General features: G+C 72.5%; 15 protein-coding genes and 1 tRNA gene. 11 read left to right on the top strand and 5 right to left on the bottom strand.

Annotation, left to right across the window (positions count from 1 at the left end; all coding sequences use genetic code 11):
- Window positions 1-164: 164 nt before the first annotated feature.
- The 3 genes from ACFXGX_RS39190 (at window position 165) to ACFXGX_RS39180 (ending at window position 5238) form a co-directional block, all read left to right on the top strand.
- Window positions 165-1658 (top strand): SCO6880 family protein, encoded by a 1494-nt coding sequence (locus ACFXGX_RS39190; RefSeq protein ID WP_384801887.1) that lies wholly within the window; start codon window positions 165-167, stop codon window positions 1656-1658.
- 260 nt (window positions 1659-1918) lie between these two features.
- Entirely contained in the window at window positions 1919-3445 is a 1527-nt protein-coding gene (locus ACFXGX_RS39185) for an ATP/GTP-binding protein (protein ID WP_384801890.1), read from the top strand.
- The gene (locus tag ACFXGX_RS39180; protein WP_384801884.1) at window positions 3442-5238 is read left to right on the top strand and encodes a type IV secretory system conjugative DNA transfer family protein; all 1797 of its coding nucleotides are present in this window, start codon (window positions 3442-3444) and stop codon (window positions 5236-5238) included. Before ACFXGX_RS39185 ends, ACFXGX_RS39180 begins: the two co-directional genes overlap by 4 nt.
- Here the strand turns inward: ACFXGX_RS39180 and ACFXGX_RS39175 are convergent.
- Window positions 5156-6607, bottom strand: coding sequence for a DUF418 domain-containing protein (locus ACFXGX_RS39175; RefSeq protein ID WP_384801881.1), 1452 nt, complete (start codon window positions 6605-6607; stop codon window positions 5156-5158). The genes ACFXGX_RS39180 and ACFXGX_RS39175 overlap by 83 nt on opposite strands.
- Window positions 6604-7014: a hypothetical protein gene (locus ACFXGX_RS39170; protein WP_384801878.1), complete on the bottom strand. Its 411-nt coding sequence runs from the start codon at window positions 7012-7014 to the stop codon at window positions 6604-6606. The genes ACFXGX_RS39175 and ACFXGX_RS39170 overlap by 4 nt, the downstream gene beginning before the upstream one ends.
- 143 nt (window positions 7015-7157) lie before the next feature.
- On the opposite strand from ACFXGX_RS39170, the gene ACFXGX_RS39165 reads away from it, so the two are divergent.
- The gene (locus ACFXGX_RS39165) at window positions 7158-8201 is read left to right on the top strand and encodes an NlpC/P60 family protein (RefSeq protein ID WP_384801875.1); all 1044 of its coding nucleotides are present in this window, start codon (window positions 7158-7160) and stop codon (window positions 8199-8201) included.
- Between the two features lie 113 nt (window positions 8202-8314).
- Here ACFXGX_RS39165 and ACFXGX_RS39160 read toward each other — a convergent pair whose 3' ends face one another.
- Window positions 8315-8821, bottom strand: a complete 507-nt coding sequence (locus ACFXGX_RS39160; protein ID WP_384801872.1) for a DUF4913 domain-containing protein — start codon at window positions 8819-8821, stop codon at window positions 8315-8317.
- Between the two features lie 416 nt (window positions 8822-9237).
- Between ACFXGX_RS39160 and ACFXGX_RS39155 the strand changes: the two genes are divergently transcribed.
- The 4 genes from ACFXGX_RS39155 to ACFXGX_RS39140 all read left to right on the top strand — a co-directional run bounded on the left by ACFXGX_RS39155 (window position 9238) and on the right by ACFXGX_RS39140 (window position 14648).
- Entirely contained in the window at window positions 9238-11181 is a 1944-nt protein-coding gene (locus tag ACFXGX_RS39155) for a hypothetical protein (protein ID WP_384801869.1), read from the top strand.
- A gap of 179 nt (window positions 11182-11360) precedes the next feature.
- Window positions 11361-11558: a hypothetical protein gene (locus tag ACFXGX_RS39150; protein WP_384801866.1), complete on the top strand. Its 198-nt coding sequence runs from the start codon at window positions 11361-11363 to the stop codon at window positions 11556-11558.
- Between the two features lie 69 nt (window positions 11559-11627).
- On the top strand, window positions 11628-12962 hold the full coding sequence (locus tag ACFXGX_RS39145) for a hypothetical protein (protein WP_384801863.1): 1335 nt from the start codon (window positions 11628-11630) through the stop codon (window positions 12960-12962).
- A 102-nt stretch (window positions 12963-13064) separates the two neighbouring features.
- Window positions 13065-14648, top strand: coding sequence for a glycosyl hydrolase (locus ACFXGX_RS39140; protein ID WP_384801860.1), 1584 nt, complete (start codon window positions 13065-13067; stop codon window positions 14646-14648).
- Window positions 14649-14908: 260 nt separating this feature from the next.
- On the opposite strand, the gene ACFXGX_RS39135 is transcribed toward ACFXGX_RS39140, so the two are convergent.
- Window positions 14909-17851 (bottom strand): BTAD domain-containing putative transcriptional regulator, encoded by a 2943-nt coding sequence (locus ACFXGX_RS39135; RefSeq protein ID WP_384801857.1) that lies wholly within the window; start codon window positions 17849-17851, stop codon window positions 14909-14911.
- A 195-nt stretch (window positions 17852-18046) separates the two neighbouring features.
- On the opposite strand from ACFXGX_RS39135, the gene ACFXGX_RS39130 reads away from it, so the two are divergent.
- Together ACFXGX_RS39130 and ACFXGX_RS39125 are read left to right on the top strand one after the other, a co-directional pair.
- Window positions 18047-19855: a hypothetical protein gene (locus ACFXGX_RS39130; RefSeq protein WP_384801854.1), complete on the top strand. Its 1809-nt coding sequence runs from the start codon at window positions 18047-18049 to the stop codon at window positions 19853-19855.
- A gap of 206 nt (window positions 19856-20061) precedes the next feature.
- On the top strand, window positions 20062-21045 hold the full coding sequence (locus ACFXGX_RS39125) for a pyridoxamine 5'-phosphate oxidase family protein (RefSeq protein ID WP_384801851.1): 984 nt from the start codon (window positions 20062-20064) through the stop codon (window positions 21043-21045).
- Window positions 21046-21150: 105 nt separating this feature from the next.
- Here ACFXGX_RS39125 and ACFXGX_RS39120 read toward each other — a convergent pair.
- A tRNA-Thr gene (locus ACFXGX_RS39120) sits at window positions 21151-21224 on the bottom strand.
- A gap of 239 nt (window positions 21225-21463) precedes the next feature.
- On the opposite strand from ACFXGX_RS39120, the gene ACFXGX_RS39115 reads away from it, so the two are divergent.
- Window positions 21464-22600 (top strand): ABC transporter ATP-binding protein, encoded by a 1137-nt coding sequence (locus tag ACFXGX_RS39115; RefSeq protein ID WP_384801848.1) that lies wholly within the window; start codon window positions 21464-21466, stop codon window positions 22598-22600.
- The last annotated feature ends 176 nt before the right edge of the window (window positions 22601-22776 follow it).

Below are 22776 nucleotides of genomic sequence, written 5' to 3'. Positions count from 1 at the left end.
ATAAACCCAAAAATTCGCGCGGGCCGGTTCTTTTTTTTATAACCCACACAATCTCTCGCCCCCCCCGGTCCCGGCCGGGGGGTTCCCCGCCCCCCCCGCGGGACCCCGGCGGTCTCACCCCGCCGCGCCCGACCCCCGTCACCCCACGAAGGGAAACCGGACTCATGTCCACGGAAGCCGTCATCCATCCGACCTACGGAAACTGGCGCAGGCCACGACGGCCGGGGCTCGGACCGCTCGGACTCGTCGGCACCTTCGGGGTCTTCGGCGGGCTCATCGTCACCCTGCTCGCGTCGCTGATCTCGCTGTACGCGGCGCTGGTCGTGATCGTCCCGGTCGTCGTGTTCCTGGTGCCGCTCGCCATCCGCACCCAGGACGGGCGCAACGTCTACCAGTTGATCACCCTGCGCGTCGGGTGGTGGCGCCGCAAGGCCAAGGGCGCGCACCTCTACGTCTCCGGCCCGCTGTCGGCCCGCCCCGGCGGCCGGTTCCGTCCGCCGGGCCTGCTCAACAAGGTCACCGCGACCGAGGGCCGGGACGCCTACGACCGCCCGTTCGGCGTGCTGCACCACCCGGTCCGCAACCTGTACACGATCGTCCTGGGCTGCGACCCCGACGGCGGCTCGCTCATCGACCCCGACCAGGTCGACGTATGGGTCGCGCTGTGGGGCGAGTGGCTGGCCCGGCTGGCCCACGAACCCGGCCTGAAGGGCGCCACCGTGATCGTGGAGACCGCCCCCGACCCGGGCACCCGGCTCGCCCACGAGGTACTGCCCCGCATCCACCCCGACGCTCCGCCGGCCGCCCGCGCGGTCATGGAGGAGGTCGTGGAGCGGTACCCGAGCGCGTCGTCCGAGATGCACACCTACGTCACGCTGACCTACGGCGTCCCGCCGAATCAGCGGCGCAAGAAGAACGACGTGATCGCCGATCTCGCCGTCCGTATCCCGGGCCTGCTCAGCGGGCTCGTCGCGGCTGGCGGCGGTGCCGCCTACCCGCTGTCGGCCGAGCGGATCGCCGAGGTCGTCCGGGTCGCCTACGACCCCGCCGTCGCCGCCGACGTCCTCACCGCCCGCGCCCAGCAGGGCGGAACGGGCCTGGAGTGGGACGACGCGGGCCCCGCCGCCGCCGTCGAGACCGTGAACAGCTACCAGCACGACTCCGGCGTCTCCCGCACCTGGCTGCTGACCCTGGCGCCGCGCGGCACCGTCCGCTCCTCGGTGCTCCGGGGCATGCTGGAGGCGGCCCCCGGCACCCGCCGCAAGCGGGTCGCCCTGGTCTACCGGCCCATCGACCCGGCCACCTCGGCCCGCATCGTCGAGGCGGACCGGCGCAGCGCCCAGTTCATGGCCTCGTCCGGCAAGGGCATGGTGCAGGCCCGCGCGGCCTCCGAGGTCAGGGCGGCGGAACAGACCGCCAACGAGGAGGCCTCGGGCGCCGGGCTCGTGGAGTTCTCGCTGATGCTGACGGTCACCGTCGACAGCCTGGAGGAGCTGGCGGACGCGAGCGTCACCATCCGCAACCTGACCGCCGCGTCCCGGGTGCTGATGCGGCCCGCGGACCGGATGCAGGCGGCGGCGTTCACCTGCACGCTGCCCGCAGGAATCCTCCCCTGGGAGCAGACCCTCGTCCCGCACGAACTCCAGGAGGCACTGTGAGCCGGCGCGAGCAGAAGCAGGCCGAGCGGGCCGACCGGCTGGCCGAGGAGCGGCAGACGCTCACGGCCGTGGACGGGGGCCGCTCCGCACGGGAGGACCGCCGGACGGAGACGTCCGCGCGAAGGAGGGCGGCGAAGAGCCGGGAGACGGATTCGGCGGGCGGCTCGGCGAAGAGCTCGGAAAGGGGCTCGGCGAAGCCCAAGGAGCTGTTCGTGCCGCACCGCGGCTGGTACGGCGTGGGCGGCGGGCGCGTCGGCTACATGGATCCGCCCACCATGTGGCGGGCCACTACCGTGCAGGCGTGCGGGATGTGGCCCTTCGCCGCCGGTTCCGGATCGCCGATGACCGGGGTCCCGCTCGGCCAGCACCTGTTCACCGGTGCCACCGTCTGCGGCGACCCGCTGAACTGGTTCACCCGGGCCCGCTACATCTCCAACCCCTCCCTGTTCATGCTCGGCATGCCGGGCCTCGGCAAGTCCACCCTGGTCAACCGCATGCTGATCGGGCTCGCCGCGACCGGGGTCGTCCCGCTCGTCCTCGGCGACCTCAAGCCCGACTACGCCGACACCGTCCGCGCGCTGGGCGGCCAGGTGATCTCCATCGGCCGCGGCCGGGGCGGCATCAACGTCCTCGACCCCGGCGCCATGGGCGAGGCCGCCGTGAAGATCGGCGGCGAGGCCGGGGAGGTCCTGAAGGCCGAGGCCCACGGACGCGTGCTGAACATGGTCGCCGCCCTCATCACCATCGTCCGCGGGCGGCCCATGGACGACCACGAACAGTCCGTGCTCTCCGCCGTCCTGCACCATCTGCGCGAACGGACGCCCGAGGGACGGGCGTTGCTGCTGCCCGACGTGCTGCGGGTGCTGACGGAGGGGCCGCCGCGGGTGCGCGCGGTCACGCTCGACCGTGGCGACGACGCCCGCTACCGGGACGCCGTCGACCCGCTGCACCGCTCCCTGCTCGGCATCCTCGACGGCCCGCTCGGCGACACCTTCGCCTCCGAGACCTCCACCCGGATCGACCCCGACGCGCCCGCCGTGTGCATCGACATCTCCGGTATCGGCGAGGCGGACACCCAGCTCACGGCCGCGGCGATGCTGGCGGCCTGGTCGGACGGGCTCGGCACGGTGGCCGCCTCGCACGCCCTCGCGGACGCCGGACTCGCGCCCAGGCGCTGGTTCTTCACCGTCCTCGACGAGCTGTGGCGCCCGCTCCGCGCCGCCTCCGGCATCGTCGACCGCATCGACGCGCTGACCCGGCTGAACCGCTCGCTCGGACTCGGCGACGCGAAGATCACCCACACGCTCAAGGACGCCGAGGCCCTCGGCACCGACGCCGACCGCGCCAAGGCCCGCGGCTTCGTCGAACGGGCCGGGATGGTCGTGTGCGCCGGGCTGCCGAAGACGGAGATGGAGGACCTCGGCAGGGTGGTCGGCCTGTCGCGGCGCGAGATCGAACTCGTGTCCTCCTGGTCCTCGCCGCCGGGCTGGGGTGTCAACGGCGACAACGAGGAACCGCCGGGCCGCGGCCGTTTCCTCATCAAGGTCGGCGGCCGCCCCGGCATCCCCATCAAGGTCGCCATCACCGACGCGGAGCGCCGGCTGCACAACACCAACACCCGCTGGACGCCGAACGAGGACCCCGTCGAGAAGGCGGCCGCCCGCGCCGCGGAGCAGGTGGCACGGGCCGCGCGGGAGGGTGTCCACGGATTCCCCGGCATCCCCGGAGCCCACGGCGACCCCGGCGCCCCCGGAACCGAGGCGGCGGCCGGGCGGTGGACCGCGTGAGCGCCCCCCGCGGCGGGACCGACCCGCACGACCTGCTGCCGTGGGCCGTCGTCGCCCTCGCCGGCACCGGCCTGCTGGTGTTCACGGTCGTCTGGTCCGGCGGCACCCTCGGGTCCGGGCTCTCCGGCAGCGGCTGGGCCGCCCCGCCGTTCGCCCTGTCCACCGTCACCCGCCTGGTCTCCGACGGGCCGGACGGCCTGTGGCCCGAGGCGCCGGCCGCCGCCGTCTACGGGGGCATGGCCGGGCTGCTCGCGCTGGTGACGCTGCCCGTCGCCGTCGTCGTACGCCTCCTCATGGACCGTTCGGCCCGCCCCAAGGGCCTGGCCGGGCGGCGGGAACTCGCCGCGATGTGCCCGAAGGGCATCGAGGCCCGCGCCCGCGACCTGCGCCCCGGACTCACGGGCCGCGACCAGGTGCACCCGGACGAGACCGGCAACCTCCTCGGCGACCTGGAGCCCAAGGGCCCCGAGCTGCGCAGCAGCTACGAGGACGTGGAACTCGACCTCATGGCGCCCCGCGCCGGCAAGTCGACCGGCATCGCCGTCCCCCGGGTGCTGCGCGCCCAGGGTGCCGTCCTGCTGACGTCCAACAAGGCCGACGTGTACGCCGTCACCCGCGCCGAACGCGCGAAGGCGGGCACGGTCTGGACGTTCGACCCGCAGGGCATCGCCCACACCCCGCGCGCGATGTGGTGGAACATCCTCGGCGAGTGCCACACCATCGAGGGCGCCCGCCGGATGGCCGGCCACTTCGTCGCGTCCGTCAACGACGACAGCGCGAAGAAGGACTTCTGGATCTCGGCCGCCCAGAACACGCTCACCGCGCTCTTCCTCGCCGCCGCACGCGGCAGGACCCCGCTGACCGAACTCCTCGCCTGGCTCGCCGACCCCGCCGACCGCACCCCGATCGACCTGCTCCGCCAGGTCGGGCTCGGCGCGATGGCCGAGCAGTTGCAGGGCACGGTGCGGGGTGCGGTGGAGACACGCGACGGCATCTACGAGACCGCCCGGCAGACCGTCTCCTGCCTCCTCGACCCCGAGATCCTCGCCTGGGTCAGCCCCGACCCCGGCCTTCCCGAGTTCCGCCCCGACGAGCACGTCCTCGGCCACGACACGCTCTACCTCCTGTCCAAGGACGGGGGCGGTTCGGCGGCCGGCGTCATCGCGGGCCTCGCGGACGCGACGATGCGGGCCGGTGTCGTGGCCGCCGAACGCATGGGCGGACGCCTGGACCCGCCGCTGACCGCGGTGCTCGACGAGGCCGCGAACGTGTGCCGCATCTCCGATCTCCCCGATCTGTACTCGCACTTCGGCTCACGCGGAATCAACGTCGTGACGCTGCTCCAGAGTTACCGCCAAGGAGCCCGGGTGTGGGGGGAGGTCGGGATGGACGCGCTGTGGAGCGCGGCGACCATCAAACTCCTCGGCGCGGGTCTGGACGACGCCGACTTCGTCCAGAAGATCTCCACCCTCGTCGGCCAGCACGACGTGCGCACCCCGAGCGTCTCGCGCAGCAAGGACGGCACGTCACGCTCGTACTCCTACCGTCAGGAGGCCGTCCTGCCGCCCGACCGGATCCGCGCCCTGCCGAAGGGCACCGCGCTGCTCCTCGCGACCGGGGTCAGACCCGCCCTGATCCGGCTGCGCCCCTGGTACAAGGAGCCCGGGGCCGGCGCCATCTCGGCGGCGGCGAAGGCGGAGACGGCGGCGATCACGGAACGGGCGGCCGGTCGCGCCCTGCCGGGTGTGATCCTGAGCAAGCCGGAGCCCGGCCGGGACGTCGCGCCAGCGTGACCGTGCGCAGCACCAGCTCGGCGGGCCCGTAGCGGACCCGGCTCATCAGCCGTGCGCCCAGGGCCAGTTGGGCGCCGTACAGGAGGACACAGCCCGCGAGGACGACGGCCGTGCCGACCCGGTCGTAGAGCCCGAACCCGTACCCGGTGAACACGCAGGCGAGGACGAGCGACTGGGTGAGGTAGTGGCTGAGCGCCATGCGCCCGGAGGCGGCGAGCACGGCCGCCGCCGGGCGCACGGCACCGGCCAGCAGGAGCACTCCGCACGCGTACGACGCCGTGAGGGCCGGCGCGGTCAGCAGCGACACCGCGTGCCCGACCAGGAACCAGCGGCTGTCCAGGGGCCCGTTCGCGCAGCAGGCGGTGACGACACCGCCCGCCAGGCCCACCGGAAGCCACCGTACGGCGGTCCGTCGCAGCCACACCCGGTCCGGGCCGCGCCGCTCCACCAGTCCGGTCCCGGCCGCCGCGAGGCCCGCGAGGAACGCGGCCAGCATGTCCGGGGCGTACATCAGGTTCGCGCCGAGTGCCGAGGGCAGCTCGCGCAGATGCGCGCCGATCACCGACAGGGGACCACCGCGGTAGGCGGCCACGGTGTCCGCGACCCGGGGCGCGTACTGGGCCGGGGTGACCGGTTCGGTGAGGGCGACGGTGAGCAGCCCGTACCCGAGCAGCAGGACGGCCAGGCCCGCCACCAGAGCGACCGCGAGGCGCACGGCGGCCCGGGGCGTGAGGTCACGCAGCCCGTACAGGATCAGCCCGAGAGCGGCGTACGTCATCAGGATGTCGCCGGGGTACAGCAGCACGGCGTGCGCCAGCCCGAGGCCGAACAGGCCTGCCGTGCGCCGTAGATGACGGAGTCCGGCAGCCGAGTCCGACGGCCCGGCCGCGCGCCGGTCGAGGACGAAGCTGTAGCCGAGGAGGAAGGAGAAGAGCTGGTATGCGGTGGTCGTCGCGGTCACGCCCCACGCCGCCGCCCGGTCCACGGCCGAGGCTCCCGGCCCGCCGCCGAAGGAGGTGTAGGGGTCCGCCATGAGCTGTGCGTTGACGAGCAGGATGCCGAACAGGGCGGCCCCGCGCAGCACATCGACCTCACCGACCCGGCCACCCGGCGGCCCGCCGCCCTCCTGGCCCGACAGGCCGGCCCGCTCGCCGCCGCCCGCGTCACCTGACGGGCCACCATGCTCGCCGCCGCCCACCACGCCGACCCGGCCGGCCCGCGCGGCACCCGCCTCGCCCTCCGCGCCGCCCCGCACGACACCGCCGCCCGCCTCACCCGCCCGGCGGCCCTGCGGACCCCCGCCCACCTCGCCGGCCCGGCCGGCCCGCGCGGCGCCGACGGCACCCGCCCGGCCCTCGCGACCGCTCACGACGAGACCACGACGCCCGTGCCGAACGCCAGGGTCGAGGACAGGAACCATCCGAACGACGGCGCCAGCAGGTACCGCAGTGTCCACAGCCGGGCCGTGGCGGGCCGGTTCCGCGTGTAGACCACGGGCACGCGGCCGCCGACCGGCGGCAGCCCGCACAGCGGCCCCCGCCACCCCGGGTCGAGGACGAGCCCCCGCCCCAGATGGTCGGAGAACACCACGAGCCCTCCCCACCGGCGGTCCGACGCCTCCCGGGGCCTCACCTGACCCATGACGCGCAGTCCGCGCAGGGACAGCCGTACGGCCGCCAGCGCCGACCGTGTCGCCAGCGTCAGGAACCCGAGGCCGGACCCCGTGCACAGCGCCAGCAGCACCAACTCCGCGCCCATACCGATCCCTTCGTCCACGAACCGCACCTGGACGCACAACGGGGCGCGCGTCCCACCGGTTCATACCCGCGGTTTGAACCACCGGACGCCACCGCCCCGTTGTGGGGGCGACCCCGCCCCGCACCCCGCATGCGACGCCCTTGGAAGGAGCTTCGGCACAGATGAGACGGACTCTGCGCGCACACGGCCACCGGACGGCGGTGACCGTCGCCCTGGCCCTCGCCCTGGCGGCGACGACACCGCCACCGGCCGGTGCCGATCCGGCCGAGCCCGGCACCCTCGCCGAGGTACGTACCGAGCTCAAGCGCCTCTACCACGACGCGGAGGTCGCCACGAACAAGTACGACGCCGCCGACGAGAAGGTGACCCAGCAGGAGAAACGCGTGCACACGCTCCGGACCCGGATCGAGGCGGCCGAGACGCGGCTGGGCCGCCTCACCTCCCTGGCGGGGGCGGCGGCCCGCGCCCAGTACCGGGGCGACAGCCTGCCCGCCGAGATGCAGTTCGCCCTCTCCGACAACCCCGAACACGCCCTCGACAACGCCTCCTTGGCCCGGCAGGCGCAACAGGCGACCCAGGGGGTGCTGACCGCCCTGACCGCCACCCGCGAGGACCTGGAGACCCGCACCCACGACGCCACCGGCGTCCTGAAGAGCCTGCGGGAGAGCCGCCGCGCCAAGGACACCGAGCGCCGGACGATCGAGAGGCACATCGGCGACGCGAAGAAGCTGGAGTCGCGGCTGGAGAAGAAGGAGATCGAGCGGATCGCCGCGCTGGAGAAGAAGGAGGCCGACGCCGCCCAGGCGAAGTGGGTGGGCTCCGGCATCCTCGACAGGGTCGGCACCGAGGCGACCCCGGCCGGGAAGAAGGCGATCGAGTTCGCCACCCGTCAGCTCGGCAAGCCCTACGTGTGGGGAGCGGAGGGCCCCGACTCCTACGACTGCTCCGGGCTGACCTCACAGGCCTGGCTGCACGCGGGCCATCCCATCCCCCGCACCTCCGAGGAGCAGTGGCGGCGGCTGAAGCGCGTCCCCGTCGAGGACATGCGCCCCGGCGACCTCATCATCTACTTCGCCGACGCCAGCCACGTCGCCCTCTACATCGGCGACGGCAAGATCATCCAGGCCCCTCGTCCGGGCCGCTGGGTGTACGTCTCCCCGGCCGCGTCCATGGAGATCCTGGGGGTGGTCCGGCCGGACGCGTGACCTTCGAGGAGGACCGGGACGAGGGGCGGACCACGGTGGTCCGCCCCCGTCCCGCCGGGGCCGGGAGCGCGCCCGGCAGCCCTGAACGGGTCCATCGGTTCTGAACGCGCCCGTCAGCCCTGTCCGGGCCGCGGTCCGGGCGGCGGCCCGAACGGGTCGACGGCGTCGACGGCGGGCACCTCCTTCGGGCGATGCGAGCCGGGCTTGCAGCCGGCGAACACGCCCGACGGGTCCCGCAGGTTCTGCATGATCGGGCCCAGGAAGTCCCGGTGCCAGGCGGCCGGCCCGGTCATGCCGGACTCGGAGCCGGTGTCGCTCAGCTCCCCCCAGGCGAGCCACAGCCCGTGCAGCTGGGCCACCGCCTCCGGGTGCTCCCACCAGCGCGAGCACCACAGGGACATGGAGGTGACCTCCCGGCCGTAGACCGGCAGCAGCACGTGGTGCACCCACAGGGTCAGCTGCCGCAACGTCCGGCCGTACTCCGGCGCCTCCAGATAGAGGATGAACTTCGGCGCGGGGGGCGGTGGCGGACTCCCCTGCGGGGCCTGTGCGGCGGATTCCGGGGAAGGTTCCGGGGGCGCTGCGGTCGCCTGCTCGGCGTCAGGCGTCTGGACCGTCATGGCGCTCCTTCCTGATCTGCGGTGCGAGCCGCGTCGGACAGTGGTCGAGGAACCCATGGAGCACGAGGTCCGGGTCCCGTCCGGTCACCACAACGCGCGCGTGCCGTACGGGGTTCACGGATCCGGCGAGTCCCCGGCACCGGAACAGAGGGCACCCGGCGGCAGTCAGCGCTCGACCGCTGTTCGGGCCGCCGTACCGGGAAGGCACAGGACCCCGTCCGGTCTCGGGCCGAGGGTGGGTGAACCGTGGCAGGGCGCCTGCCGTTGTTGCCTGTCAAGACAAACAGGGCGGTGGGATCCACCCACAGGGCAACCGCACACGATCAGGTGAGCATTCGCCGGTCCCACCCCCGTTCGATCCGCAGTGCCGCGGATGGGCGGCGGCTGCTCGTCGGGCAGAAAGGGAAGACACCGCGATGGCTTTCAGCGAATCCAAGTTCCGGCGCGGGCGAGACAAATCCTTCGAGCGCCTGAACCGCTACCGGGGCCTGCGGGAGGCGGACAATCCCGCTCTCCACGCCGCCATGACCGCCTTCTACAACCAAGTGAGGTTCGAGGGGCGCGAGATCAACGCGGGACGGCAGCCCGTGGCGAACACCCAGGTGGTTCACGACCTGGTGCGCGAGCTGGACAAGCAGGGTGCCTTCTCGGTCCGGGCACGCTGGTGGCTGGACAACCAGAGCAGGGACTCGAACAAGAAGAACAGGGCCTGGGCCTCCGCCCTGGTGAAGGCGGGCGCCGAGCACGTCCAGAACACCGGCGCGTGGTCGAAGACGACCGGGATGCCGGCGGAGTTGAGGGCGGAGCTCAACAACGGGAGGACGCTGGAGAGCACCCCCGGGGCGGCCATCCTCGACGGGCTCGAAACGGGCCACGACCGCGCGTCGTCCTCACCCTCGTTGAACTACATGTGGGGCCAGACGTCCCAGACCTTCATGGCCGAATCCCGCGGAACGGTCCACGCGGACGTCTACCGGGGGATAGACGAGAACAGCGTACTGAAGACGATCGAGATGCCCGAACTGCTGAACAAGATGGAGAGGGGCGAAGTCGACGGCGTGACGTTCCATGTCCGGCGGCGGAACCAGCAGACGGCCGTGCTGGACGAAGTCGCCACGTACACGGTCCGGTCCCAGCGTTCCTGGGACCAGGTCATGACTCTCGATCGGACGCCCTCGTACCTTGCGGAACAGGGCCGGGAGTACCAGACCCAGCAGGTGGCGCGCTCGATCCTCAGGAACCGCCAGGGACTCCAGCAGTCGCTCGACGGGTTCAGGGGCGTTCTCGACAACGCGAACAGGAGCCCCGACGAGGTCGTCTTCATGACGCCCGCGGACGCGGAGTTCCCGCACAGCACGGCGAGCCGTGAGCAGATCGCAGGCTGGCAACGCCATCCCTCGCAGAGCTCGCAGGCCGGTCAGAACTGGCCTGCCGCGCCGTCGGCGGCGCAGACACTGGAGGACAGGCTCCAAGCCGTCGCCTCCGCGCAGGAGGCGCGAGGGAGCGCGTCGTCCCGGTCATCGGGCTCCAACCCGCAGGTCCCGTCCGGCAATACGGTGCGGGAGTCCTTCCAGACGGACACCACGGTCTCCACCCACGGCTCGGGCGAATACCTGGGCCCGGTGAACACCCTGAGCAGCGAGCAGGACGTATACATGTCCAACGCCCGCAACCAGCTTCCGACCGGAGGCCAGATGTTCAGCGGCTCCACGGCGATCAGCGGCCCGGCCCCGCACTTCGAGACCCCGGACTACCGGATCGAGAATCCGCTCACGACGACCATGTCCAACATGAGCCTGGCGGTCTCACCCGGTGAGGAACCGGGTGCCCCCCGGTCCTCGTACTTCGACTCCCACTACGGCAACCAGAATCCGGGGCAGACCTACGGCGGCTCGTACGGCCTGGGTGAAACGGTTCCCGGGCCGTACTCCGGCTACACCATGACCGCCACGCCGCAGATCGATTCGGTGGACCGTCAGTCCTACTTCCCCAGTTCTCAGGCGCATCGCGGCGGCAGCAACTCCTCCGACAGCCAGTTCGGCGAACCCCTGAACCGGGTCGACGCCAACGACTACACCCACTCTCCCTCGTCTCCGCCGTTCGAACCCGCTCCCACCACGGCGACGGGGCCGCACGACCCCTCGTACGGCGCCCAGGAACGCACCCCGAGCACGGGTTCGGCCTCCTCGGACTTCGGGGCACCCCTGGCGCCCGCCCCCAGGAACCCCAGCCCTCCGTCCGATCCCCCGGTGCAGAGCGGTTCGTCGAAGCGCGGACACAGCGGCAGGAAGCCGAAGCCTCCGGGCAGCGGAACGACGGGATCCCAGCAGAAGAAGCCCGGCGGCTCCCGCAGGAGCTGACGGACCCCGGCCGGGCCCGCAGCGTGCTCGCGGCGCCGCGGGCCCGGTCCGCAGGACACCGAAGTCCCTTACGGGGAAGCATGGTTGAACCGCGGGGCGCGCCGCGTCCGTTGTTCTCCTCCGACTGGCGTCGGCACCCGGCCGACGGATCACAGCCGACAGGTTCGGGAGGTACGCCCATGACCGCAGCCCACGCGTGGCGGTCCGCGTCGCAGGGTCTGCTGGAGCGCCGCCGGTCCGCGCCCGACGCGGGCGGCTGCTACGCCCGCCGTACGGCCCCCGCGCGACCGGTCGACGGCGCCCCGTGGTTCCCCGAGACCCCGCTGCCCCCCGGCCTGCTGCCGCTGCCGAGCGGGTTCGAACCACGCGTGGCGTGACCCCGCCCGTCTCGGGCCCGAAGGCGTACGTCCGGCATTTCGACGTTGAAGGATGGATGAGGGGCAACCGTGGCGAATGACATGGCCGCTTCCCCGGCCGGGAATCGATCGGCCGGGAGGACGCTGCCCGCACGGCCGGATTCCCCCGAACTCGGGCTGGCTCGCAGCCTGCTCACGACCGAGTACGCCATGCGCGGCAGGCGTCCCGGCACCGACGCGCGCCGCAGGGGCACCGACGACGCCTGGGATCAACTGGCGCGAGAGCTGCGCCGCTTCGTCGACACCCTCCGCGGCCGCTCCCCGTCACGAGGGGGAGCCCCCGCGGCCGACGGCGGGTCGCAGGCCGCCGGACCATCCGGCCGGGCCGAGCCGGAATCGGCCCAGGCGATGAGGGGCGGGCCGCCGGAGCAGGGTCTCTCCACCCAGCCGACGCCCTCGTCGAGGGAAGCCTTCGAAGGGACGATCAGCCAGCTTCCGCCCCCCGCGCGGGAGGCCTTCGAGGACGCGGTGCTGGAGCTGGTGAGAACCGAGAGGAAGTGGAGGAAGGCGTACGACAGATCTCCCGCGAGCATGCCGAGCGTCGCGATGTACGCCAACAACGCGTACCTGAGGGAGCTGCGGCGCACGGCTTCCCCGAGCACCGACCCGCCGACACGGACGCGGGGCGGGTCGCGGGGCGACGTACCGAGGACGGCCACGGCCGCCGAGGCTGTGACCACCGCCCGGACCGCCACCGTGGCCCAGGACCGGGAGCAGACCGAGCGCGCCCGAGCGCTCTGGGAACGCCGGGCGCCCGGTCGGCGGGGCTCGGTCGCATCGTCGGTCGGGAGTGGTTTCGAGCTTCCGGGCGAGACCGAGATGAGCGACGGCCATGCCTTCCAGGCGGCCCAGCGCGCGCGGTACGCCCAGAGCACCGAAGACTCCCGCGATCCGGGCCGGCATCAGCTCAGTGACGCCATCGGCTTCCAGGCTGCCCAGGAGGCGCGACTCGAACGAGTCACGGCCGTCCCCGAGAGCCCGACGCCCACCCCCGTCCAGCAGGCCGGGCAGGCCGTCCGCGCGTGGAACGACACCGGCTTCGGCGACCTGGACCGGGAACCGTCGATCCACGGCCACGCCTTCCCCATGGCCGAGACCACCTCGCTGTTCGGGAGCCACGACCCCGTGCCCTTCGCTCTCCTCAGCCCCATGACGCCCGTGTCCCCGCCTTCCAGTCCCGCGCTCACGGCGGCGAACGAGCCGCGGCCCCTGCTCAGCGAGGCGGGGCGCAGGGCCGCACTCGACTCGATCGCCTCCACCCACTCGGCCTCCACCTCCCGCGGTGCCGCCTCCCTCTCAGGTTCCACCCCCGTGCACACCGGACGGAACACGAACACGACCACCCCGAAGGCGCGACGGGTCTGACATCCACCACCGGGTGAACCATCCACCCCGTCCGTCCGTCGTGCCCGCGGCGACGATCCGATCGCCGATTCAGCGCCCGCCCGATGGAGAGGCACACGTTCCATGCGCAGACGCACCTCGTTACTCCTGGCCCTGCTCCTGGTCGTCGTCGGCGTGACCGGCACGGCCGTGGCGATCCAGCGGCATCGCTCCGGCGGCGGAGACCTCCACGGAAGACCCGCCGCCGATGTCGGCACCGCCGAGCACACCGTCACCCTCCAGAACCGGACAGCCGGCCGTATCTGGGTCGGCAGTACGGTCAACGCCGACGGCTCGGCCGCGCTCACCGGCCTGCCGGTGCTGGACCCGGGCCAGTCCGCCACCGTCACCGTCCCCGAGCGCGAGGGAGCCGGTCACTGGCGTGGCACCTTCTTCGCCCGCCAGGGCTGCGGCGGCGAGGAGGGCAGTACGTTCCACTGTGCCGTCGGTGACTGCGGACCGTTCGCGGACCGCTGCTCCACGGGCGAACAGCCCACGGGACTCGCCGAGTTCAACTTCGATCCGGCCGATTCCCTGGCGCCCTGGTACGACGTCAGTTACGTCAACGCCGTCGCGGCACCCGTCACCATCACGCCCGACGGCGAGGCACCGCCGCCGAGCGGGGCGTGCGCGGTGGCGGGCTGCGCGGAGGACCTGCTGTCCGGCTGTCCGGCCGACAACCTCGTCAAGGATCCGGGCACGGGCACGCCGCTGGTGTGCGTCAACCCGGACCGGGACGCGAAGACCCCCTACAGCGACCTGATCAACCAGAGGTGTCCCACCGCGTACGCCTGGTCCAAGCAGGACGCCGAGCCCGGCAACAAGGTCATGTACCAGTGCACCAGGTGCGCCGGCCTGACCGTCGCCTTCGGCACCGGCGCCGCCGCCCCGACCGGCCCCGCCACCACGACCCCGCCGGGCCCCGGGAAGCAGACCCCGGCCGCCGGCCGCAAGGGCGTCAGCCTCAACCCCGTCGACGGCGCCTCCCAGGCGCTGGCCGATTCCGGCGCCTCCTGGTACTTCAACTGGGCGTCCTCCACCGGTGCCGTGACCAAGCCGGCCGGTGTCGACTACGTCCCGATGATCTGGGGTGCCGGCTCGGTCACCGACGCCGAACTGGGCCAGGCCGCCACGGAGGGCAGGGAACTGCTCGGCTTCAACGAACCGGACTCGCCGAAGCAGGCCGCCATGACTCCCGAGCACGCCCTCGACCTGTGGCCACGGCTGGAGGCGACCGGCCTGCGGCTGGGCGCTCCCGCGGTCGCCACCGGCGCCGACGTGGCCGGCGGCTGGCTGGACCGTTTCATGCAGGGAGCCGCCCAGCGCGGTCTGCGCGTGGACTTCATCCCGCTGCACTGGTACGGCGCCGACTTCGGCCCGGCGTCCGCCGACCAACTGCGCGGCTATCTCCAGGCCGTCCACGACCGCTACCACAAGCCGATCTGGCTGACCGAGTACGGCCTGATCGACTTCTCCGGGAGCACACCCCGCTATCCCGGCGAGCAGGAGCAGACCGACTTCATCAGGTCGTCGACGACGATGCTGGACGGCCTGGACTTCGTGGAGCGCTACGCGTGGTTCACGCTCTCGACCGTGACCAGCCCGACCGGCCTGTACGACGGAGCGACCGCCAACGCCGGCGGCCGCGTCTACCGCGACGCGAGCTGACCCCGGCCGGAACTCCCCGGCCGGAACTCTCCGGCCGGACCTGTCCCCGATCGAACCGTCGCAGGTCGAACCGTCCCGGGTTGAACCGGCCTCCGCCGCGATCCGTTGTTCTGGTGAACCCGGCCGGGGCACCGCCCCCCGGAGCCCCGGCCGGACCCGGATCGAGAACACCGGAGCCACCGGCCGCGCCACCGAACGCACCGAACGCACCGAACGCACCGACGACATCGGCATCGCAGGGACCGAAGGAGAGACGTATGTCAGGCGGTCCGCCCCGGCTCGGCAGCCCCCTGGGCGCGGGTGCCGGGCGGGCCGTCGTCCAGGCGGCCGAGCCGCGCACGGACCTCCTCCGCGTCCGGATGGTCGAACTCCGCGAAGATGGCCAGTGCCTGGAGCCAGCTTTCGCGCGCGGCCTCCGGTTCCCGGGCGTCCAGACGGACGTCCCCGAGGTTGCTCAGGGTGTGGCCCTCGCCCCACCGGTTGCCGATGTCCCGGTGGGTCCTGAGCGCCTGGAGGTGGTACTCGACCGCCGCGTCGTAGTGCCCGAGACGGCGGTGGACGGTCCCGAGGATGCCGAGGGTGATGCCCTCGACCCACAGGTTGCCGTTGGCGCGCAGGATGACCAGCGCCTGGTCCAGGCAGTCGACGGCCTCGTCGAACCGGCCGAGCCGCTGATAGGCGTCGCCCAGGTTGCTCAGGGCGATCCCTTCGCCCCAGGCACTCCCGATGACCCGCTCGATGGCCAGACCGCGGCGGGTGTACTCGACGGCCTTGGCGAGCTGCCCGGTCTGGAGATAGGCGTCACCCAGATTGGACACGGCCGACCCCCTGCCGTCGTGGTTCCCGAGATCGCGGAAGGCGACCATCGCGCGGCGCAGGTAGTCGATCGTCTCGTCGAACCGGCCCGAGCCGCGTACGGCGGCGGCCAGGTCCGCGAGCCCCTGGGCCTCACCCACGCGATCGTGGGCGGCGCGGGCGGCGTCCAGCCCCACCCGGGCGGTGTCGAGCCAGTCGTGCATGTGGCTGCGGAGGTAGAAGAACCCCCACAGGACGGCGGGCAGCCGCCAGGCGATGCCGGGATGCCCGGACGCGGCGGCCGTGTGCACCGCGCTGACCAGGTTGCCCCGCTCCTTCTCGCACCAGCCGAGCGCGTCGTCGTACGTCGTGAACTCCAGCGGACGGCACCCGGGAGGCGGCGGATCGAGGGCGATCCGCTGTCGGCGCGGGGTGATGTGCGGGTAGGCGGCGTCGGCGGTGTGCAGGTACCAGGAGAGCAGTCGCTCCACCGCCCGGTCCCGCTCCCCCGGTGCCTCCTCGGCCCGGACGCGTTCGGCGGCGTACACGCGCAGCAGGTCGTGCAAGGAGTAGCGGCCAGGGAAGTGCTCGCTGAGCAGACGGGCGCGGGTGAGCTCGACGAGCAGGCCCCGGGCCTCCCGAGGCACAAGCCCGGCGAGCGCGGCCGCGGCGGGCGCGGAGATGTCCGGCCCGGAATGCAGGCTCAGCAGATGGAAGAGGCGCGCGGCCGGAGCGGACAGCGCCTTGTACGACCAGGAGAAGACGGCCCGCACGTCGGTGGTGAGGTCGTCGCCGCCCGCGAAGGCGTCGAGGCTGCCGTGGCTCTCACGGAGCTCGTCGACGATGGCACTGAGCGGGAAGCCGGGGTGCGCGGCGGCGTGGGCGGCGACGATGGACAGCGCCAGCGGCAGCCGGGCGCACCGCGTGATGATCTCATCCACCGCCCGCGGTTCCGCCGCCGGCCGGGCGGTGCCGAGACGGCGCGCCAGGAGGTCGTACGCCTCGGCCGGTGTCAACTGGTCCAGCGTCAGCGGGTGCGCGCCTTCCGCGGCGACCAGACCGGTGAGCTGGTTGCGGCTGGTGACGATGACCAGACAGCCGGGGGAGCCGGGCAGCAGCGGACGGACCTGCTCGGTGTCGCGGGCGTTGTCGAGCAGGACGAGCACCCGGCGCTGGGCGAGCATGCTGCGGTAGAGCGCCGCCTGGGCGTCGAGACTCGCGGGAATCCGCATCGGGGGGACGCCGAGCGCGTCGAGGAAGATTCGGATGGCGTCGTCCGGCACCACCACCACGCCCGTCGGGTCGAAGCCGCGCAGGTTGACGTAGAGCTGTCCGTCGGGGAAGCGGTCGGCGATCTCGTGGGCCCAGTGCACGGCCAAGGTGGTCTTGCCTATCCCGGCCATGCCGCCGATCGCGCCGATCACCACCGAGGTCGGAGCTTCGCCCGTCTCGGGCAACAGGGCGCGCACCCGGTCGAGTTCGGTTTCCCGGCCGACGAACGTCGGCAGGTCGGAGGGAAGTTGAGCCGGAAGCGCCGGGTGCGTGACGACCGGTGGTGCCGGTTTCACGGACGGCTCGGGTCCGGGCGCCCGGTGTGTGCGGGGCGGCACGGCGCCCCGGGGCGGCACGACGTCCAGGGACGCGTCGGCGGCCAGAATGCGGTCGTGCAGTTCCTTCAGCGGCGCGCCGGGCTCGATGCCCAGCTCGGCCACCAGGGTGCCGCGCGTCCCGCGGTAGGCGGCCAGCGCCTCGGCCTGCCGACCGGACCTGTACAGCGCCAGCATGAGGAGCCGGCAGAGCTGCTCCCGCAGCGGGTACTTCCCGGTCAACGAGACCATTTCCGCGATCACTTCGCCGTGGCGTCCGAGTTCCACGTCGACGTCCAGCCGCATCTCCAGCGCGGCCAGCCGCTGTTCGTCCAGCCGGGAGCGCTCGGACTCGGCGAGCGGTCCGGGGACCCCGGCCAGTGCCGCTCCCTGCCAGCCGCCGAGCGCGGCGTGCAGCAGATCGGCCGCCACGGACGGATCGCCTCCGGCCCGCAGCTTCCTGGCCTCGGCGACCCGCTGCTCGAACACCCCAAGATCCAGGGCGCCTTCGGGTATCCGGAGCAGGTATCCGTCACCGACCGAGACGACCACCCGGGGAGCGCCGGCCTCCCGCCCCGGCTCCAGCCCCTTGCGCAGGCGCGACACATAAGTCCGTACGACCGACACCGCGGCCGCCGGCGGCTCCTCGCCCCAGACCGCGTCGAGGAGTTCGCCGAGCATGACGGGGCGCCCTCGCCGGAGCAGCAGTGCCGCCAGTACGGCCCGCTGCTGCGGGGAACCGACGTCCACCTCCTGCTCACCACGCCATGCCCGGACCGGTCCCAGCACGGTGAAGCGCACGGAATTCTCGTAGGCGTTCACTCTCCGCACCCTACTGAACACCCGTGCCATATCAGTGGTGTTGGAGGTGTGGAGGAGCCCACACGCCGCTCGTGCCCCGGTCCCGCGCGGCTCCGGGATTGAACCGATCCCGGACGGCGTCCGTTGCGCTACGAGAAACCGACGCGACGGGCCCGGCCGGCGCCACGCGACCGGGCGCGTCAGGAAGGAAGCTCCATGAGCCGGGACGAAGAGACGCCCGAACCGACCGCAGGGGGCGGCCCCGCCGCGCCCGCGAGGCCGACGGATCCCAGCGGGCCGGAACCGGCGGGGGAAACGCCCGCGCCGGAACCACCCGAACCGGTGGACAAGGCGGCCGCACCCGGACCCGTGGGGGAGACGTCCGAGCCCGGACCCGTGGGGGAGACGTCCGAGCCGGTCCCCGGCTTCGCGGTGGTCATCTCCGGCGACGGCTCCGCCGCCATCGACGGTGAGTCCGTACCGTCGGCGGACGGACTGACGGTCGACGCCGCGATCCTCGACGTGCTGCACGGATACGCGCGGGACCGCGGCGCCAGCGTGACCGCCACCGTCTCGGACCCCTCGGCGGGTTACGTGGCCTTCGTGGAGGTGGCCCCGGACGGTTCGAGCACGCTGGTGGACCAGCGGGAACAGCCGCAGCCTCCCCGGACCGCCGAGGCGCCGCCGGCTCCCGCCCGGACGCCGATGCCCGGAGCCGAGTGGTCCCTGGAACCGGCCGAGCACGAGAACGAGAAGCCGGCCGCGGCGCACGCGGACACCGGACCCGCCGAATACGGCTCCACCGACGAGTTCACCGAGGAGGCGGCACCCGCCACCCCGCACGACGAAGCCGTCGACGACGACCTGGAAGCCGACGACCCGTACGAAGAAGCCCTGAACTACGCAGACCTGAACGACGAAGACGCCGACGACGGAGGGGACGGTGAAGAGGACGAGGACTTCGACGTCGAGGCGTACGCGCGGGAGCGGCAGCGCCAAGGGGAGTCAGCGGAGCCGGCCCCGCCGCCCCCCTCCCCCGGCGTGGCCGGCGCCCCCGGAGCGAGTCCCGACACGAGTCCCGACACGAGGCCCGTCCCACCACCCGCGGCACAGCCGGTCCGACAGCTCGTCCGCAGGAACGGAACACGCCAGTCGGACGACGAGTACGTGGGGCCCGGTCTGCTGCACCGGCCCCTGGTGGTCGGCCCGGTGGCTCTGGTCGCGGCCGCACTCGTCATCGTTCCGCTGGTGATCCTGGGCAGCGGCGGCTCGGAGGACGGCGGGCACCAGAAACAGGCCGCCCGGTCGAGCGACGAGACGAGCGCGAGCCCGCGGGCCGAGAAGTCGGGACCGATCTCCAACTCGTCCGCGAGCATGTCACCGCCACCCAGTTCCTCGGCCTCGCCGTCGGCCGGGCCGAAGGAGTCCAAGGGCGCGAAGGAGTCCAAGGGCGCCAAGGACCCGAGGAGCGGCGGAGGAGTCACCGTGACAGTCACCGCGAGGCCGCCGCAGGCCACGGTGACGGCGAAGCCCGCGCAGGACACCGCCGCCACCGCCGTGAACCGTCTGGCCCACAACGATCCCTCCGGGCGGCACATCTGCTACCGCGCCTACGTCTCCGGACAGGGCTGGCAGAAGCCCGTGTGCGACGGCACGATGGCGGGCACCTCGGGCCGGAACCGTCCGATCAAGGCCCTCAACATCGCGGTATCCGGCAGCGGCGGCTCGGCCGCCAACGCCTTCGTCGACGACCCCGGTTCGTCCAATGGACAAGGCAAGTGGGAACCCCAGTGGACGGCGATCATCGCCGACGGCCGGAACAACTACATCGGCAGCACCAAGAAGAACGCCCCCGCCATGTCGGGCTTCGCCATCAACATCGGCATCGGCAGGATCTGCCAGACGGCCAAGGTCCACGGCTCCGACTGGGGCGGACAGGGGTGCGCCGACGCGCGCCCCGGCTACATCTTCGGCGGCGCCCTGGAGAACGCCCGCTGGCTCGAAGCGGTGAAGTTCACGGTCTGAAGCCCGAGCACACGACCAGCCCGGTATGCGCGTGTTCACGGCCTGAAGCCCGAGCGTGTGAGCCCCCGCGCGCCCGAGCACTCGCCTGGTCGTTGCCCGGATGACCGATCAGCGACCGCGGATCCGCTCCCGCACCCCAGAACGCCGCACCCCGAAACGTCGCCCACCCCTTCACCAACTCCCTTGACTCATAGCTAGGTTGACCCGTGATATCTCTAGCCCCGACGATCGCCGAGACCGTCGACGCCTACCGCACCTGCGAGTTCGTGACGCTGGGCCGCGACGGTGCCCCGCTCGTCTGGCCGACCGCCGCCTTCCGCCGCGACGACGGGACCCTGCTCGTCACCACGTCCCTCGCCTTCGCGCGAAAGGCCCTCAACGTCCGCCGGGACGGCCGCGTCGCCCTCCTGTTCTCCGACCCCACGGCCAGCGGCCTCGACCGGCCGGAGCAGGTGTTCATCGGCGGTACGGCCGTCTGCCCCGAGGAGATCGTGGCCTCCCCGGCCGGCGACGAGGCGTACTGGTCGATGCTCTTCGACCGCCAGCCCGACAGCCGCCGCTACGTCGACGCGCCGGCCCGCTGGCTGATGGACTGGTACTACCTGCGCCTGCTGATCACCGTCACCCCGACGGACGTCCGCACCCGCCCGGCCGGCCCCGCACCCCTCACGACGGACTCCCCCGCGGAGGCACCCGCAGTCCTCCCCGCCACCGCACCCCTCGCCACGGACTCCGCGCCCGTCCTGCCCGGCGCCGACGTCCTCGCCCGCTTCCCCACCGCCGTGCTCAGCGCCCGGGACGCCTCCGGAGCCCCGCTCCTGTCGCGCACCCGGACCACGCCGACCCCGGACGGCTTCCTGGTGGACCCGGCGCCCGACTGCGAAATGGTCCCCGGACCGGCGGGGCTGCTCGTCCACCGCCACGACGACCGGCTGTCCGGCCTCTACAACGCCCTCGTACGGGGTGAGCTGCACACCACCGCCGACGGCCGCCGACTCTTCCGCCCCGACCGCGTGATCGAACCCTCCGGCTCGGGCGAGCCCCGCGACCTGCTGGGCACCCTGCGCACGGCCCGCCGGGACACCAGGGCGTACCTGGACAAGTACGGCCTGACCCGCCCCCAGGTGGACTGGCCCGCCCTGAAGTCCCTCGCCACCGCCTCCGCGGCCCGCGACACCCCCGCGCCCTGACCCGGGCCACCCCTACGCCTGCCGAACGCTTCCCGGCCGCCGAGCACCACACCCCCTTAACGCAAAAGCCCAGCTCAGACAAAGTCTGAGCTGGGCTTGCAAGGGAGCCCCCTGTCGGATTCGAACCGACGACCTACGCATTACAAGTGCGTTGCTCTGGCCATCTGAGCTAAGGAGGCCTGACGCGCGCCCGGGGCGTGCGTGCCCGTGCAGTGTACCCACGTCGCCGCGCGGGGCCGTCGAGAGTTTCCGCGGACTTCATCGGCGTCCGGGTGCTGACAGAACACATGAACGCCAGGTAGCGTCCTGACCCAGTTCACTCACATGGACTACACCACTATGGGCGTTTCCATAGTGGATAACCACCTTTACAACGGATCGTCCGGCACGTTCCTGCCGGTGAAGGGGGCCCCTCACCATGGCCACTGTCTCGTTCAACAAGGCGACCCGCATCTACCCGGGTGGCGACAAGCCCGCCGTCGACCAGCTCGAGCTCGACGTCGCGGACGGCGAGTTCCTCGTCCTCGTCGGTCCCTCCGGCTGCGGAAAGTCCACCTCCCTGCGCATGCTCGCGGGTCTCGAGGACGTCAACGGCGGTTCGATCCACATCGGCGACCGCGACGTCACGCACCTGCCGCCCAAGGACCGGGACATCGCGATGGTGTTCCAGAACTACGCGCTGTACCCGCACATGACCGTCGCCGACAACATGGGCTTCGCGCTCAAGATCGCCGGCGTCAACAAGGCCGAGATCCGCCAGAAGGTCGAGGACGCGGCGAAGATCCTCGACCTCACCGAGTACCTCGGCCGCAAGCCGAAGGCCCTCTCCGGCGGTCAGCGTCAGCGTGTCGCCATGGGCCGCGCCATCGTGCGCGAGCCCCAGGTCTTCCTCATGGACGAGCCGCTGTCGAACCTCGACGCCAAGCTCCGCGTCTCCACCCGTACGCAGATCGCCTCGCTCCAGCGCCGCCTCGGCATCACCACGGTGTACGTCACCCACGACCAGGTCGAGGCCATGACCATGGGTGACCGCGTGGCCGTGCTCAAGGACGGTCTGCTCCAGCAGGTCGACTCGCCGCGCAACATGTACGACCGCCCGGCCAACCTCTTCGTCGCCGGCTTCATCGGCTCCCCGGCCATGAACCTCGTCGAGGTCCCGATCACCGACGGCGGCGTGAAGTTCGGCAACAGCGTCGTCCCGGTCAGCCGCGAGGCCCTCCAGGCCGCCGCCGACAAGGGCGACCGCACGGTCACCGTCGGCGTGCGCCCCGAGCACTTCGACGTCGTCGAGCACAACGGCGAGGCCGCCAAGTCGCTCTCCAAGGACACCGAGGACGCCCCGGCCGGTCTCGCCGTCTCCGTGAACGTCGTCGAGGAGCTCGGCGCCGACGGCTACGTCTACGGCTCCGCCAAGGTCGACGACAAGTCCACGGACCTCGTCGTCCGCGTCAACGGCCGCGCCGTCCCGGACAAGGGCGCCACGCTGCACGTCGTGCCGCGTCCGGGCGAGATCCACGTGTTCTCCACCTCGACGGGCGAGCGCCTGTCCGACTGACGTCCGTGTCAGCCTGACGGAAGCACTCACCCCCGTAAGGGTTGAATTCACTCAAGTTGAGGGCACATGGGGGCGGGGGGGCGGGCCCCGGGGGCCCCCCACCACACCCCCAACCCACACAAGAGCCCACACGCCCGCGGGGCGCGCAACAACCACACACACAACACGCCCACCGC

The sequence above is a fragment of the Streptomyces sp. NPDC059371 genome (assembly GCF_042751995.1).
In the GTDB taxonomy this organism is placed as follows: domain Bacteria; phylum Actinomycetota; class Actinomycetes; order Streptomycetales; family Streptomycetaceae; genus Streptomyces.
This window is presented reverse-complemented; position numbering and strand designations above follow the sequence as displayed.

Coding starts and splice junctions, on each gene's coding strand:
- ACFXGX_RS39190 (WP_384801887.1), top strand. CDS start 165: ATGTCCACGGAAGCCGTCATCCATCCGACCTACGGAAACTGGCGCAGG.
- ACFXGX_RS39185 (WP_384801890.1), top strand. CDS start 1,919: ATGGATCCGCCCACCATGTGGCGGGCCACTACCGTGCAGGCGTGCGGG.
- ACFXGX_RS39165 (WP_384801875.1), top strand. CDS start 7,158: ATGAGACGGACTCTGCGCGCACACGGCCACCGGACGGCGGTGACCGTC.
- ACFXGX_RS39160 (WP_384801872.1), bottom strand. CDS start 8,821: ATGACGGTCCAGACGCCTGACGCCGAGCAGGCGACCGCAGCGCCCCCG.
- ACFXGX_RS39155 (WP_384801869.1), top strand. CDS start 9,238: ATGGCTTTCAGCGAATCCAAGTTCCGGCGCGGGCGAGACAAATCCTTC.
- ACFXGX_RS39150 (WP_384801866.1), top strand. CDS start 11,361: ATGACCGCAGCCCACGCGTGGCGGTCCGCGTCGCAGGGTCTGCTGGAG.
- ACFXGX_RS39140 (WP_384801860.1), top strand. CDS start 13,065: ATGCGCAGACGCACCTCGTTACTCCTGGCCCTGCTCCTGGTCGTCGTC.
- ACFXGX_RS39130 (WP_384801854.1), top strand. CDS start 18,047: ATGAGCCGGGACGAAGAGACGCCCGAACCGACCGCAGGGGGCGGCCCC.
- ACFXGX_RS39115 (WP_384801848.1), top strand. CDS start 21,464: ATGGCCACTGTCTCGTTCAACAAGGCGACCCGCATCTACCCGGGTGGC.